We start from the raw sequence: 16,075 nt of genomic DNA, 5'->3' as shown, positions 1-16,075 counted from the left end.
TGTTTGGTAAAAACGTTGTATTTTTACAAAAAACATCATTATGAATTTAACACAAGAAGATTGGATTTCTCAATTTGAAGCGGATGAAAATGCAGTAATTCTAGACGTGAGAACCGAAGATGAATTTAGCGAAGGCTATATTGCCAATGCCATCAATATTGACATTCACAGCGGCCAGGATTTTGTAACTGAAATAGAAGCTTTGGACAAAAACAAAAAGTATTATGTGTATTGTCGATCCGGAATGCGAAGTGCAAAAGCATGCGAAATAATGAATCAGCTTGGTTTTGAAAACGCCTACAACTTAATAGGCGGAATTATAGAATGGGATGGAGAAGTAGTAGCTCCATAAAACGCAAAGAGGGTAACACCTCTTTTTAGTATTTAAATTACAGGTTTTACTACTTTTTGTGTGGGTTTAATTAGAAATCACACTACTTAGGGAATCCCTTTTTTGCCATTAAGCTTAATTAACGTAATGTTTTAATGCTGGTATTATTAAGTCTTTATTTTGCAAATCAGTATAGAGTGCAATGCATACCGATTTCGTGGCAGAGCCAAATTATAAATATAATATCTATTTTTATGAATGTAATACCAGAAGAATTTCAAATTAGCACTTTATTAAATCAAGATACGTACTTAATTGATGGAGAATTAAAAAAATGGAACGGTCAGACAACTCCTGTTTTTTCAACAATTTCGTCTACGGATGAATATGGTCCAACTATTTTAGGCTCTATCCCGTCTATGGGGGAAACGGAAGCTCTAGAAGCGGTAAATGCAGCCAATGCAGCGTATAATAACGGTCAAGGATTATGGCCTACGATGAAAGTGGCGGATCGGATAAAGTGTATGGAAAACTTTGTTACTCAAATGAAAACGACCCGTAAAGAAGTAGTTAAACTATTGATGTGGGAAATAGGAAAATCATTGAGTGATTCTGAAAAAGAATTTGACAGAACTGTAGAATATATATATGATACTATTGACAGTTTAAAAGAATTGAACAGCCGTAGTGCTCATTTTTCTAAAGTTCAGGGAGTAAACGCTATGGTTCGTAGAGGACCGCTTGGAGTTGTTTTATGCCTTGGGCCTTATAATTATCCGTTGAATGAGACTTTTTCGTTACTCATTCCGGCATTGATTATGGGGAACCCGGTAATTTTTAAACCGGCAAAACATGGTGTGCTGTTGATCTCCCCTTTATTAGAAGCTTTTAGAAGCAGTTTCCCAAAAGGAGCCATCAATATTGTATACGGTCGCGGACGTGAAGTGGCTTCGCCAATAATGAAATCCGGTAAAGTAGCTATTTTGGCTTTGATAGGAAACAGTACCTCAGCGATTGCATTACAAGACCAGCATCCTAATAAAAACAGATTGCGTTTGATCCTAGGTTTAGAGGCGAAAAACCCTGCGATAGTTCTTCCGGATGCTGATTTAGACTTGGCCATCCAAGAGTGTATTGCCGGTTCTTTATCGTTCAATGGACAGCGTTGTACGGCTTTGAAAGTATTGTATGTGCATGAGTCTATTGTTGAGGAGTTCAATACGCGTTTTGCTGCCAAAGTGGATGCATTAGTTTTTGGAAATCCGTGGGATGCCTCCGTGTTTCTGACGCCTTTACCAGAAAAAGAAAAACCAGCTTATATTCAGGAATTGATTGATGATGCTACTAGTAAAGGAGCTGCTATAATTAATGAAAAGGGAGGACAACATTATTCTAATTACATCTTTCCAGCGGTTTTATTTCCAGTAAATAAAGAAATGCGTGTGTATCACGAAGAGCAATTTGGTCCTGTGGTGCCTATTATTTCTTTCAAAGACATTCAGGAACCTTTGAATGATATGGCCGAATCGAATTATGGGCAACAAGTAAGTTTGTTTGGAAAAGACATTAAAACTATTGCACCACTTATTGATGCTTTGGTGAATTTAGTGTGCAGAGTAAACCTGAATAGTTCTTGCCAAAGAGGTCCGGATGTTCTCCCGTTTACAGGACGAAAAGATTCAGCAGTAGGAACATTGAGTATTCATGATGCGCTGCGCTCGTTCTCAATTAGAACCTTTGTAGCATCTAAAGACAATGCCTATAACAATGCTATTTTACAGGAATTATTGAGCAGTAAAGAATCTAATTTTATTAATACCGATTATATTTTATAATCTTTTATAATCAAAAAAAGCCGTTTTTTTTTGGACTTAACATTCCTCTTTGAAATATATTTTAGAATTTTAAACGACATATTTCAAAACATCGCGTGCTAATAGCGCCATAAAATAGTAGAGTCTATAGAATTAATACCCGATGGACAAATCCTTATTTAGGTGAAATTATCTAAAAAGTTTAAAAAGAAACTTTATCTTTATACTCTTGTCGAGGTGTAATTATTAACTAAATATTTACTTACATGAAAAATCTAATCCTTTTTTGTTTACTGTTAGCTTGCTTTGGGTTCGAAAGTTGTAAAAAAAATCAAAATCTTAACGCTACAGATGCTGCCCGAACCCAAGCTGAAAAGCCAATAAACGTTCAGTGTTATAAAGCTTTGTTTGAAAAAGATACCATTGATTTAGAAATCAGCACTTTGCAAAACGGAAAAATTACAGGAAACATGGTGATGAAGATTTTTAACATGCCCAAAAAAACTGGAAAAATCAACGGCGAATTCCGAGGCGATACATTATTTGCTGACTACTCGTTTATTCAAGGAACTTATGATAAAATAACGTATAAAAATCCATTGGCAATGTTAAAGAAAGGGAACGAACTCATTTTAGGTAATGGAAAAATCGAAACTTATTTAGGAGCTTCTTATTTTGTGAAAGGAGTACCTATAGATTTTGATAATGTGAAATATAAATTTATAAGTGTTGATTGTGTTGGTGAAAAATAATTAATTCAACAGCCTAAAAAGTATTTCTTAAAATATCAAAAGGGCAATTCCTGCAAACAAGATTTAAATAATATAAGTATCTCTTAATCAAAGTGGTAAAGAGATACTTATGTTATGTTATGTTATTTTTGTAAGGATATAAGTTTTTCGGCAATTTTTAGAAGATCTGTTTCGTTTATTTCAGGTAATGGTGCCAAAGGATACAATTGTTGTCCGGGACGTGCCGTAAAGGCACCTCTCCAACCTGCCCAAATTGCACCTGCAATATCCCAACCATGAGCTGCAACCATCAAACATTCGTTGGGTTTAACTCCCATTTTTTGCGCTGCCCAATTATACACAGCAGTATCTGGTTTGTATTTGCCTACTTCTTCAACACTTAAAATTTGATCAAAAAATGCCGTTAAGCCCGCATTTTTAAATTGAGTTTCAACGCCTTTGGTTGATGAATTTGTTAAGGCAACTAATGTATAACCAGCATTTCTTAATGCTGCTAACGCTTCTTTTACTTCGGGATGAGGTGGTAAAGAGGTTATACTGCTTACGGCTACTTTAGCTTCCGCTTCTGTTAAAAGAATACCTTGATTCGCAGCTACCATTCTTAAAGCAGCAGCTCCAATAGTACCAAAATCTGTATACTGACCACCAACTGTTGTTACTAAAGAATAGTGCAACATGGTAGTAAACCAAAGGGCAGTTAAATCTTCTCGATTTCCTAAGGCTTGACCAATACTTTTTTTTATGGCTCCTAAATCCAATAAGGTTTCATTTACATCAAAGAATACTACTTTTGGTGCTGTCATAATTTTTAATTTAGTTTTATATGGGCTTTCATTTTGTTCGATAATAAAAGAAGCCAAATGGATCACTTTTTAATCGAAATTATATTTTTTTGTCGGGTTTTATCTGATCAATAGTAAGTAACAATCATTGTGTAATGGCATGTTTTAAAATTAGACAAAAGGAAGTAATAAATTGATTTTAAAATACTATTTTTAAGTATTTCTTTGAGAGATCTTTTGTTTTAGTTCTTCTTTTTTGAACCACTTATGATTCTAGAAATCAATCCTTGTTGGTTCGTGAATTCAGAAAAGAAAATACTCGCCAAGTGAATTACGATGAAGGTCAATAAATAATAAATGGATAGGACATGTATATCTTCCATTGATTCCTTTCTGTTTTCTGGACCCAAAACAATGATTAAACCGGTGATTAGTGAAATTGCCACGCAAGCATAAAAAACTAAATACGTCCAATAGTGAATTTTTTCTTTAAATGCTAATCCTTTGGAAAAGGGATTGGAGAATTTCATCTGTCCAAAAAAGGGAAGCGCCAATCGGATGCTGTACAGCCCTACTAACGCATAACCAATATATATGTGCCAATCCCACATGGGTTTTCTTATTTTTTTAGCAAGCAAAATAAGCTGATCCTGGGATAGGGATTGATCTGTGGTTGAAAGATATTCTTGCATGATCAGTGCGACATTATTTTTGTTCATCCAGGTCATTCTAAGAAATATAGTAATAAGCATTAGCGTCATGCAAATGGCTATTGACCAGTGCATGATTCGGTAAATGGTGGAGTAATTTCTGGATTTCATGATTTATCAGAATTGGGTTGTTATGGTTTAGGAGTCAGTTTTAATTGCGATACAATTTCAGAAAGAATTTAGTTTAAATTAATTCAGAGTACACGGATATAATGAAAGGCGATGAAGAATGGTTTTAGAAAAACAGCAACGATACTATCCTATTTTTACCAGCCAATAAATCGTTCTTTCTTTAAAGTGCTGTAAAATGATCACTTTTAGGAAAAATACTCAAGGCTTCAATCGCAATTTCTGGAGTAGGAGAGGCTAGTTTGCGAAGTTTGAGATCCATCCAAGCGCCATCAACTGTTATAGTTGCACATAATTTGTTGTCCTCATTTATAAACTCATGCACAATGGACCAACGGGAAGCATCCGCATTTACTTTTGAAGTTTTGGTGCGCAAAAAAATTTTGTCAGAAAGCTTTATTTCTTTTCTAAAAACACATTCTTCCCTAAAAAGAATAGGGCCAAAGCCTTGCAACTGCATCACCTTAATGGTCAAACCAAGACTTTCCAGAATTTCGATACGATGTTGTGCGCCAAAGTCATAATAGGCACTGTGCCGAACATGAAAATTAGGGTCAAGATCTGACCAGCGAAAAGATAATTCTTTGCTAAATGAAGTCATTGTTTTTTTTTATAGATGTTTCCAAGATTTGATACCAAGGAAGTATTGTGTTTTTTTGAAACTCAAAAGTACGACAAAAAGCAAGTAGGAAGCTAATGAAATTATAAATTAGATCCATTTGTTGGAGTATATTTTTAGCACTACTAAAAATATTGAATAGCGAAGCCTAATTTATAAAGAATTCTATTAAATAAAAAAGCCCTTCAGAAAATCCAAAGGGCTGATGCTTGCTGCGTAATTTATTTTTTTGATTCTTCTACAGAAACTTTTCTAAACTCTTTTAATAGTTTTTCTAGTTCCAAAGTTGATTTACGAGCTCTTGGTCCGGCAGCTTTGACACCTTTCTCAGTTAGTGACTCAGATTCTGTTTTGAATGTTTCGAATTCAGCGTTGATTTTTGCAACTAAATCTTTCATAATAGTACTGTATTAAATTAAGGCGCTAAAATAGAATTTTGATTTTTAGATTGGGATGTTTTGAGTTTTAAATTAACATTAGAAAACCATTATTTTATTGTATGTGTCAGAAATATCTTTTTTTATAAATACTGAATAAAATTACGTCCGCTTTTTTTAATTATTCAATAAATAAGAAGTGAGATCTCAGTATTCCTGAGATCAAGAATGACAACTTCGGTTATAATGACAACTTCTCTGTGATGTCATATTGTCAGATTTTTTTACGCCAATTTTAACATAAACTGACAATTCATTAGTCCCTTTTGTATTGGCACAAAGATTGACTTATCGACTTCGAGTCATTAAAACTAGTATACAATAAAATTAAATATATTTAAAATGGGTAAAATAATCGGAATTGATTTAGGTACGACCAACTCTTGTGTTTCTGTAATGGAAGGTAATGAAGCTGTTGTTATTCCTAATGCAGAAGGAAAAAGAACAACACCATCTATCATCGCTTTTGTTGAAGGTGGAGAGATTAAAGTAGGAGATCCTGCTAAAAGACAAGCGGTAACTAATCCAACTAAGACTATTGCTTCTATCAAACGTTTCATGGGACATTCTTTCGGCGAAATTACAGCTGAAGCAAAAAGAGTTTCGTACAAAGTAGTAAAAGGAGACAACAATACACCACGTGTGGATATTGATGGCCGTTTATACTCTGCACAAGAATTGTCAGCAATGACACTTCAAAAAATGAAAAAAACAGCAGAAGACTATTTAGGTCAAACTGTTACTGAAGCAGTTATTACTGTTCCTGCTTACTTTAATGATGCACAACGTCAAGCTACGAAAGAAGCGGGTGAAATTGCAGGTCTTAAAGTAATGCGTATCATCAACGAACCTACAGCTGCAGCTCTTGCTTACGGTTTGGATAAAAAAGGTAAAGATCAAAAAATTGCTGTTTACGATTTAGGTGGTGGTACTTTTGATATTTCGGTTCTTGAATTAGGAGACGGAGTTTTTGAAGTATTGTCTACAAATGGAGATACTCACTTAGGTGGAGACGATTTTGACCACGAAATTATTGACTGGTTAGCTGCTGATTTCTTAACGGAAGAAGGGATTGACTTACGTCTTGACCCAATGTCATTACAACGTTTGAAAGAAGCTGCGGAGAAAGCAAAAATTGAATTGTCTTCTTCTGCTGAAACTGAAATCAACTTGCCTTACGTAACCGCTACAGCTTCAGGACCAAAACACTTAGTGAAAAAATTGACAAGAGCTAAATTTGAGCAATTGACTGATTCATTAGTAAAACGTTCTATGGCACCAGTGGCTAAAGCGCTAAAAGATGCAGGTTTATCTGTTTCTGATATTGACGAAGTGATTCTTGTAGGAGGTTCTACTCGTATGCCAAGAATTGCTGAAGAGGTTGAAAAATTCTTTGGTAAAAAAGCGTCTAAAGGAGTTAACCCTGATGAAGTTGTTGCCATTGGAGCAGCTATTCAAGGTGGAGTTCTTTCTGGAGATGTAAAAGATGTATTGTTACTTGACGTTACACCTTTGTCTTTAGGTATCGAAACTATGGGTGGTGTTATGACAACTCTTATTGAGTCTAATACAACTATCCCAACTAAAAAATCTCAAGTTTTCTCTACAGCAGCAGATTCTCAACCAACAGTTGAACTACACGTTCTTCAAGGAGCAAGAGCTATGGCTGCTGATAACAAAACAATTGGTCGTTTTAACTTAGACGGTATTCCACCAGCACCGAGAGGGGTTCCACAAATTGAAGTGACTTTTGATATTGATGCTAATGGTATCATCAAAGTTTCTGCAACGGACAAAGGAACAGGAAAATCTCACGATATTCGTATCGAAGCTTCTTCTGGATTAACATCTGAAGAAATCGAAAGAATGAAACAAGATGCTGAAGCTAACGCAGAATCTGACAAAATCGCTAGATCAAGAGCTGAAAAATTGAACGAAGCAGATGGAATGATTTTTCAAACTGAAACGCAATTGAAAGAACTTGGTGCTAAATTATCTGATGATAATAAAGTAGCTGTAGAATACGCATTGACTGAATTGAGAATGGCGCACCAATCTCAAGATATTCCTGCAATTCAAACGGCTCTTGACAACATCAATGCGGCATGGAAAAAAGCAACTGAAGCAATGTATGCTGAAGGAGAACAAGGTCAAGCAGCATCTAAACCAGAAGGTGAAGCAGCTCAAGGTGACAATGTTGAAGACGTTGAATTTGAAGAAGTAAAATAATTATTTCTCGTAGAGACGCGATTTATTGCGTCTCTATTATTGATTTAGAAAACCGTTCGCCTTTGGTGAACGGTTTTTTTATGGACATTGATTTTAATTTTATTCTCCTTTTTACCACGAAATATTCTTGTAATAACTAAAGTATGAGGAAATGTTATGGCAGCCAAAAAAGAAAAAAATAAAGTATTGAATAGTTGTTCTTCTTTAAATGTAAAATACAAAAGTGCCATTTCTACTAGTGAAACCAACCAATAAACGCCTGCTACAGGGCAATATGCAATAAAATTGCTTACGAAACAAGAACCATTTGAAAACTTTATTTGGTTAATTATAGAAGGAATACTGTGCCACAAGACAAAATAAATGGCAAAACCCCAGATCAGACTCGAGAATTTAAAAAGGATAGCAAATAGTACTAAATAAAAGAGTTCTAGGCGTTTTTTTTGATTTCCAATACAAATAAACACTGATAGCTATAAATAAGGCACCTGAAATCTGTAAGGATAGCCAAATGTATAGAATAGGAATACTGATTTTTGTGATGTTTAATATAATGTTTTGTACCTCCTCAGAGTGAAAAGTAAACAGCAACACTAAAATAAAGAATCCATAAGAGAATTGGAATAGTACTTTGGCGAGGTTGTATTTACCGATTGTGTAGCGCTATGGGACTTCATTTTCGGACTTGCTTATTTTGAATTGTGTATGAAATCAGGTTAGGAAAAGCTTCAAAATTAGCTGTTGCTACAGGTGGAGAAATTCAAAAAGCACACAGAATATTGTGCTGGTTTGTACTTGTAGGCTGGTCAATATATCCATTAGGATACATGAAACAAAAAACCCGACCTATTTTTTAAATAAGTCGGGTATTTAATTCTATCATTATTGTTATTTATCACGTATAGACGTACTGCCGTGCGTTTCTACAAGATACATTACATTAAAGTCACATTTAACAAAAAAAGGGAAAATGTTGTTTGAACATTTTCCCTTTTTAATTTATTATTTAGGATCTAAAGCTTCTCCTATTCTGGAAATTAAATCGAGAACATGGTATTTGCTCATTCGATCTGACATTCTAGAAGTAGATAATTTCAATTCATTTTTTAAACTATTCAGTTGACCTCTAGCAATAGATGGTAAATCCGTTTGCGCCAGATTGACTTTTCTGGTGGTGAAACCATAAGTAACTCCTACCGGAACAGATCTAACGCTTGCCGTACCTGGTTTTAGTAATTCAATCATCTTGTCTACATACAATTTTTGGATGTTTCTGCGGTAGATGTCAATAGAATTTTTATTTTTCAGTTCAGAGAAAATTCCTTTGTTCAAATCGGTTATTAATTCATCTACAGAATAGTTGTCTTTACTCACCGAGGAGGTTTCTAAAAGGCGTACCATTCGGTCTCCGGCTAATAAGCTGTTTAAGGTGGCATCCTGCATTCCTTTGATTGCTTCGACACCATTTTCCGGGTTAATTTTTGAAAGAATATCTTGATTCAACAACCATTTTGGCGTGGTGAATAACTGGGTATTCAAGAATGCTACAGCATCTTTCTGGATGCTTTTTGGTACTACTTCAAATTGATTGCCAGTCATGTCATACGTTTTTGGACTATCATATATTCCACCTACATTTTTAGTTACATGACCCATATACCTTCTAAACTGACCGGTAAGTGCGCCATAAAGTTCGTCCAGTTCAGTATAACTTTCACCATCTTCTTTAGACCATTCTAGTAAATTGGGTAAAATTCTTTTTAGATTTTTAATACCATATTCAGAGGCTCTCATAGCATTGTCACCAATATCTTCCGTTTGATATCTTGGATCATAGGGACTGGTTTCAGACCCAAACCATAAACGACGGTTCTTGTAGGCTTCCTTAGTCATTTCATTCAAAAAAGCTTTCTCTTCTGCTTCCGTTTTCGTGTCTTCAAAGTAAGAGTATCCCCACTTAATAGCCCATTTGTCATAGTCTCCAATTCTAGGAAATAAACTAGTCACACCATCTTCTGGTTGTGCAACATAATTAAAACGCGCATAATCCATTATAGATGAAGTATGTCCGTTTTGCTCTTGGTAGTCTTTATCTCTTAGTTTTTCAACAGGAGTGGCAGAGCTGGCTCCCATATTGTGGCGCAAGCCTAATGTATGTCCTACTTCATGCGAAGACACGAAACGAATGAGTTCTCCCATTAATTTATCGTCAAATTTCTTAGCTCTAGCCGCCGGATCTACAGCCGCAGTTTGAATCAAATACCAATTTCTCAAAAGACTCATGATATTGTGGTACCAACCAATGTGGCTCTCCAGAATCTCACCACTTCTTGGATCATGAACATTTGGTCCATACGCGTTTTGAATTTCAGCAGCGAAATATCTCAATACAGAAAAACGAGCATCTTCTAAACTCATAGTTGGATCGTTCTCTGGCCAATATTCTCCACGAATGGCATTTTTCCAACCTGCATTTTCAAAGGCAATTTGCCAATCATCAATTCCTTGTTTGATGAATTTTTTCCATTTTTCTGGTGTAGCCGGGTCAATGTAATATACAATAGGTTTCAAAGGCTCTATCAATTCTCCATTTTTTTGTTTTTGAGCATCTTCGGCAGATTTAGGTTCTAAACGCCATCTGACAGCAAATACTTTGGTGTCGGACTTTTGGGATTCTTCCTCAAAAACACCGTATTGATTGGCAAAATATCCTACACGTGCATCAAATTCTCTTTTGCGCATGGGAGTTTTTGGCAATAAAATCATGGATGTATTTATTTCCACAGTGAGTACACCAGCATCTAGAGCCGAAGGTAAATCAACTCCAATTTTTGGCGTTGGTGTTGTATTGATTTTTGGTGGTGTAGTGGTAAATGTTTTTACACTTCTTATTTCAGTATTGATAGGAAAACTACTTATTTTTGAAATAAATGATTTGTCTTTTTGAAATGTTTGAATGTTTAATAATTGTTTCTTAATTGGATCTAATGAAAAAGTTTGAACATCAGCATCGAATGTTGTAGATAAATCGACAACATAGCCCGTTATTTTTCCGGAATCATCTTTTTTGTATGCAAGTACATCATAATTACCAATAATTGGATCCGAAGTGGAGTTTTTAACTGCTTTAGCCATTGGTTTGTCTTCATCTGGAGACATAATGACATAAGTGATTGATCTCAACAATATATTGTTGTTCAGTCCTTTTTCCCAACGAACGACTTGTCTGTTGATTTCTTCTCCGCCAAAAATTCCTCCTCCGGCAGGAGTCTTAGAATATCGGGTTATGGTCATCATTTCACTCCCTAATAGAGAATCAGGAATTTCAAAAAGATACTTATTGTCTATTTTATGAACATCAATTAATCCTTTTTGAGTAACGGCACTAGTATCAATTACTTTTTTATAGGGTTTAGGTTCTTTTTTGGCATCAGCTACTTTGGTGTCAACTGCTGTAACGGCATTTTTATCTGCTTTTTTCTTTTTCTTACTTTGGGCAAATGTTCCCTGGACGGAAAAAAACAGCAGACATACAATAATTAGGGTTAGTTTTTTTTTTAGCATTTAGTTAAATGTTTTATAAAGGTTAAGGATTAGCTTTTGTAAATAAGTAGTTTTTTTTTCTTTTTTACAATCGAAATCCAAATCTATTGATATATTTTTAAAAACAGACCAATAATGTACAAAAATCGAATAATTAACATTTATTAAATAATAAGATTTTTTAATATCACAATATGTTTTTTCTCATGAAAGGATGTATTTTTTCGCCTTATCTTTGTTTTATAATGAATAAATCAAAAATATTTTTTTCCTTTTCAGCAGCTGTAAAAGTAGTGAGGAGTGATTTTTTTTTAAAATATTTTCGTAATATTACGATACAAATGACGCTGTATGAGAAAAATTAAATATAAGAAAAGTAGAAAACTACAACCCAATAATTTAGAATATACCGGGATTCATAAGGACTATAAATCGGAAATACAATTGTTTGTTTTTGATGATTTAATGCTGTCAGAGTATGATGATTTTAAAGTTTCGGATTTTGATAAATATATTGATCTGCAAAAAAATAATTGGCTTAATCTACACGGTCTAAGTAATATTGAATACATAAAATCTATTGGGAATTATTTCAAAATAGATACCTTCATTTTAGCTGATATTTTAAATACTACACGAAGAACTAAAGTTGAAGAATTGTCAGATGTTTTGTTTTTTAATATAAAATCATTACTTCCGACAGGAAATTCTGATAATATAAGTGTAGAGCAGATTAGTTTTTTGATCAAAGATGGGATCTTAATTTCCTTTCAGGAAAAGCGTAGTGACTTTTTTACGCATATTCGCGAACGTCTTCGGACGCATTCCGGCATTGTAAGAAGCAAAAGAACGGATTACTTGTTGTACATTCTTTTAGATGCCATTATGGAAAATTTTTACATCACCATAGAAAACGAAGAAGATAAAGTAGAGGAACTCATCAACCTTTCAAAACAAAGTACCAACCCAATTATCTTAGAAAAAATTGAAAAACACAGGGATAATTTCAATTTTTTGAAGCGCTCTATAGTTCCGCTTCGAGATTCTTTGTACAATATAAAGAGCATCAAAGATGATAATGTATTTAATGCGATAGAAAAAGAGAATTTTAGCTTTTTTGCACGATTGCATCAAAAGAGCCTGGAACTTTTAGAACAAATAGAATCGGATATGGGGTCATTAGAAAGTGCCTCTAATTTTTTTTTCTCGGCACAAACACATAAGATGAATGAGATTATGAAAACACTGACTATTGTTTCAGCAATCTTTATTCCGCTTACATTTATTGTAGGTGTGTATGGAATGAATTTTGAAAATTTACCGGAACTTAAATACCAATATGGCTATCATACCGTTATGGGAGCTATGTTTTTGATCGTAATAGGGATGATTATATATTTTAAAAAACGCCAGTGGTTTTAATATAAAAAGGGTATTACAAAAAAATATTAAATAACAATATGACCTCCAATTTGTTTTGGAATTAATACAAATATCAAAAAACGAGTAAACCATTTATATTGCAACAACGGAACAAAATAGCGGGAAGTAAATTATAACTTTGGGCTTGATGAGCATATTGATTGGTAAAACTGCAAAAGGGGGTTATTTCATGCCATTGTTGAGGATTTCGAAGAAGGTGGATTGACAATCACATAGAAACAGTCATTGGCCAATCAGGTATTTGAATTATTGAAGAATTAAGAAAATTTGCCGTTCACAAAAAAGTGTCTGTATTCAGACGCTTTTTTTATGCCTTTTATTTAAGAAATCTATCTATATTTGGAGATAAAAATGCCGCGTTTTGAAAGTAAAAATTACAATAATAATCCTTTTATCTTTAATTTCATCCCAACTTTTTGCTCAGGAGCTACTTCCTTTTGTGGAAAATTATAACAAATCAGATTATAAAGGCGACAACCAGATTTGGAATGTAGCCCAAGGAAATGATGACGCAATGTACTTTGCTAATAATTATTATTTGTTGCGATATGATGGTGTGAAATGGGAGAAATACACACTGCCCAACAAAACGATTATCCGTTCGATACTGGTAGATGGTGACAGGATTTATTCGGGTTCTTATAAAGAATTTGGGTATTGGTACAGAAAAAAAGGGAAGATGTTGTATGTCTCACTTTCTGATAAAACGAAGGTTTTCGAAGATAGTGATAATGAAGAAATTTGGAAGATATTTAAGTTCAAAGGAAAAATTTATTTTCAATCATTTAATGGGATTTTTCTGTATGATGGAAAAGTAATCAAGAAGGAAAAGTTCTCTTTTTTGATTTCTTATTGTTTCGTAGTAGACGATCAGTTGCTCGTTGCTTCAGTAGAAAACGGAATCTATAAAATGAATAATTCCACTTTTGAAAAAATTCAAAGATGGTCTATATTAGAAAATAATGTGATTCATGCTATAGGAAAGTTCCAAAACAAAACCTATATTTTTACTAAAAAAAATGGGGTTTACATTGATGATAAAGGCGTTTTGAGTACTTGGAAAAACCCTTTAAACACTATTTTGAAAACGGCTAATATCAATGCAGCTGCGTTTATAAAAAACAATAAATTAGTTATTGGAACTGCCAGTAAAGGGGTTTATCTGTTTGATTTAAAAACCAATTCTTATAAAAACATTAATAGAAATAATGTCCTGATGAACAACTCGATTTTGAGTATGGGGTTGGACAAAGAAAATGATTTATGGCTTGGCTTGGATAATGGAATTGCCCATGTTGAGGTCAATTCGCCAATATCTATTTTCTATGATAACTCGGGCGTTTTAGGCTCTGTATATTCTGTCGCTACTATTGACAAAGGTTATCTGATGGCGTCCAATCATGGTATTTTTAAATTAGAAGGTAATCAATTTTCTATAGTTCCCAATACTGAGGGGCAGGCATGGAATATCAGTAAAATTAATAACAAATACCTGATTGGTCACAACGAAGGCACTTTTGTTTACGAGAAAGGATTGTTCTATAAATTAAGTGCTGTACACGGGGGGTGGAATGTAGCAAAAAGCAGTATCAATAATTCGTATTTGCAAGCAACATATAGCGGCGTAATTATTTATAATGATATTGATGATTTGAATCAAAAGAAAAGTATAAAAGGATTAGTAAAACCAATTAAATATGTAGCTCAAAATAGGAAAAATGAAATATGGGCAGCCGATAACAACAGAGGTTTGTACCGCATTCTGTATAATGATGCCTATGAAACTACTGCGATTGAAAATGTTACCCAACGCAGCAAAATTAGTAATGATTTTGGCGTGAAAATATTTGAATTCCGAAACGAAATTCTTTTTCTGATAAATAAGTCTTGGTATACCTATAATTCAATCACGAATCAACTCGAGAAAGATAAATTATTCAATTCTAATTTCAAAAATATTTCTAATATTGCCACTATTGACGAAAATCATTTTATAGTACTTCAGAGTGGTCTTTTGTATCATATTTATGCCAATGCAAATAAATTTGTCTGGAATGTTATTCAGGAAAAATATTACTCAGGAAAGATTATCAATGACAATTTGAAAATTTTTAAAAATAAAGAAAGTTATTTATTAAATCTTGACGATGGTTTTATTTCACTTCAGTTAAAACAAGAAAAAAAACAAAATACGAATATAAAAATAGAAGCTTTTAGTGAAGATAGTTTGATTCACAATAAATCGCGGATAAATTATAATTCAGAGTTGAAGATACATGTAATATCTGGAAAATTTGGAGCGGCAAAGCCAAATTTATTTTATAAAACCACTAACACGTCTCGTTTTATACCTATCAAGGAGGGATTGATTGTTTTGAATAACCTTAGTAGTGGCGACCATAGTGTTACTATTTACGGGAATGATGGACTGAATTATACTACAATTTCTAATTTTCAATTCATTGTGGCTAAGCCTTGGTATTTTTCTTTTTGGATGATCTCGTTGTATCTTATTGTGATAAGCACAATATTATACCTATATTATAAGTGGAATAAAATACGATATGTTCAAAAATTAGAGTTTCGTGATGAGGAGTTAAAACATCAAAATAAAATTCTGGAAATGGAATTAAAAGCTCAAAACAAGTTGAATATTCAAGAATATGAAAAGCACATTTTGGAACTCGAATTGCAAACAAAGTCATCTGAGGTTGCCGGTAAGTCACTTTCTATAGCAAAGCAAAGTGAAATGATAGAACGTATTCAAGGTATTTTAGACTCTGAATCGGACTTTAATAAACTAAAAAGTGACATCAAAAAAGTGATAAAAATAAATGCCTTGAATAAACATGAATGGGAGACTTTTGAGAACAACCTAAATCAGATTCACAATGAATTTATTGTCAAGCTAGCAAAGAAATATCCCAACCTTACCTCTAAGGATATTAAACTTTGTATTTACTTAAAAATGAATCTTTCTTCTAAAGAAATTGCTCCAATGATGAACATTTCATTTAGAGGAGTTGAGTTGCAACGGTATCGCCTAAGAAAAAAATTAAATCTTAATCAGGAAGAAAACCTTTCTAAATTTTTGTTAAACATATAAATACCTTCTATTTTTATAGATACTATATTTAATGTATTGTTTTTTTAGAAACCACAATACATCATTACTACATCATATACATCTATTGCAATACCCGTTTTCCTTATTAACAGCTTTCAATCATTGATTTGTTTCGCTACTTTTATTTTTTGATGTATTTATGTAGTAACTCTGTTGTAC

At 33.5% G+C, this 16,075-nt stretch carries 12 protein-coding genes and 1 pseudogene; 7 read left to right on the top strand and 6 right to left on the bottom strand.

Annotation, left to right across the window (positions count from 1 at the left end; genetic code table 11):
- Nucleotides 1–40 precede the first annotated feature (40 nt).
- The 3 genes from EKL99_RS03015 to EKL99_RS03005 all read left to right on the top strand — a co-directional run bounded on the left by EKL99_RS03015 (nucleotide 41) and on the right by EKL99_RS03005 (nucleotide 2,897).
- Nucleotides 41–352 (top strand): rhodanese-like domain-containing protein, encoded by a 312-nt coding sequence (locus EKL99_RS03015; RefSeq protein WP_126463014.1) that lies wholly within the window; start codon nucleotides 41–43, stop codon nucleotides 350–352.
- Between the two features lie 233 nt (nucleotides 353–585).
- Entirely contained in the window at nucleotides 586–2,166 is a 1,581-nt protein-coding gene (locus EKL99_RS03010) for an NADP-dependent glyceraldehyde-3-phosphate dehydrogenase (protein WP_126463012.1), read from the top strand.
- A gap of 245 nt (nucleotides 2,167–2,411) precedes the next feature.
- Nucleotides 2,412–2,897, top strand: a complete 486-nt coding sequence (locus EKL99_RS03005; protein ID WP_126463010.1) for a hypothetical protein — start codon at nucleotides 2,412–2,414, stop codon at nucleotides 2,895–2,897.
- Nucleotides 2,898–3,019: 122 nt separating this feature from the next.
- Here the strand turns inward: EKL99_RS03005 and EKL99_RS03000 are convergent, their stop codons facing one another.
- From EKL99_RS03000 to EKL99_RS02985, 4 genes are all read right to left on the bottom strand, one after another.
- The gene (locus tag EKL99_RS03000; RefSeq protein ID WP_126463008.1) at nucleotides 3,020–3,700 is read right to left on the bottom strand and encodes a haloacid dehalogenase type II; all 681 of its coding nucleotides are present in this window, start codon (nucleotides 3,698–3,700) and stop codon (nucleotides 3,020–3,022) included.
- Nucleotides 3,701–3,921: 221 nt separating this feature from the next.
- Nucleotides 3,922–4,500, bottom strand: coding sequence for a cytochrome b/b6 domain-containing protein (locus tag EKL99_RS02995; RefSeq protein ID WP_126562957.1), 579 nt, complete (start codon nucleotides 4,498–4,500; stop codon nucleotides 3,922–3,924).
- A gap of 181 nt (nucleotides 4,501–4,681) precedes the next feature.
- Nucleotides 4,682–5,119, bottom strand: a complete 438-nt coding sequence (locus EKL99_RS02990; protein WP_126463004.1) for a thioesterase family protein — start codon at nucleotides 5,117–5,119, stop codon at nucleotides 4,682–4,684.
- Between the two features lie 239 nt (nucleotides 5,120–5,358).
- Entirely contained in the window at nucleotides 5,359–5,535 is a 177-nt protein-coding gene (locus tag EKL99_RS02985; RefSeq protein WP_126452532.1) for a histone H1, read from the bottom strand.
- A gap of 381 nt (nucleotides 5,536–5,916) precedes the next feature.
- Here EKL99_RS02985 and dnaK point away from each other — a divergent pair, with 381 nt between their 5' ends.
- The gene (gene dnaK / locus EKL99_RS02980) at nucleotides 5,917–7,803 is read left to right on the top strand and encodes a molecular chaperone DnaK (RefSeq protein WP_126452530.1); all 1,887 of its coding nucleotides are present in this window, start codon (nucleotides 5,917–5,919) and stop codon (nucleotides 7,801–7,803) included.
- Between the two features lie 44 nt (nucleotides 7,804–7,847).
- Here dnaK and EKL99_RS14860 read toward each other — a convergent pair whose 3' ends face one another.
- Nucleotides 7,848–8,270 (bottom strand): Brp/Blh family beta-carotene 15,15'-dioxygenase, encoded by a 423-nt coding sequence (locus tag EKL99_RS14860; protein ID WP_126463003.1) that lies wholly within the window; start codon nucleotides 8,268–8,270, stop codon nucleotides 7,848–7,850.
- 160 nt (nucleotides 8,271–8,430) lie between these two features.
- Between EKL99_RS14860 and EKL99_RS02970 the strand changes: the two are divergent.
- Nucleotides 8,431–8,633: pseudogene (locus tag EKL99_RS02970) on the top strand (rhodopsin); the annotation flags it as partial.
- A 172-nt stretch (nucleotides 8,634–8,805) separates the two neighbouring features.
- Here EKL99_RS02970 and EKL99_RS02965 read toward each other — a convergent pair.
- Complete coding sequence (locus tag EKL99_RS02965; protein WP_197037198.1) at nucleotides 8,806–11,367, bottom strand: zinc-dependent metalloprotease; 2,562 nt, start codon at nucleotides 11,365–11,367, stop codon at nucleotides 8,806–8,808.
- Nucleotides 11,368–11,697: 330 nt separating this feature from the next.
- On the opposite strand from EKL99_RS02965, the gene corA reads away from it, so the two are divergent.
- Nucleotides 11,698–12,768, top strand: a complete 1,071-nt coding sequence (gene corA, locus EKL99_RS02960) for a magnesium/cobalt transporter CorA (RefSeq protein WP_126463001.1) — start codon at nucleotides 11,698–11,700, stop codon at nucleotides 12,766–12,768.
- 382 nt (nucleotides 12,769–13,150) lie between these two features.
- Nucleotides 13,151–15,895, top strand: coding sequence for a histidine kinase (locus EKL99_RS02955; RefSeq protein ID WP_126553579.1), 2,745 nt, complete (start codon nucleotides 13,151–13,153; stop codon nucleotides 15,893–15,895).
- The last annotated feature ends 180 nt before the right edge of the window (nucleotides 15,896–16,075 follow it).

This window comes from Flavobacterium sp. ZB4P23, assembly GCF_003970375.1.
Taxonomy (GTDB): domain Bacteria; phylum Bacteroidota; class Bacteroidia; order Flavobacteriales; family Flavobacteriaceae; genus Flavobacterium.
This window is presented reverse-complemented; position numbering and strand designations above follow the sequence as displayed.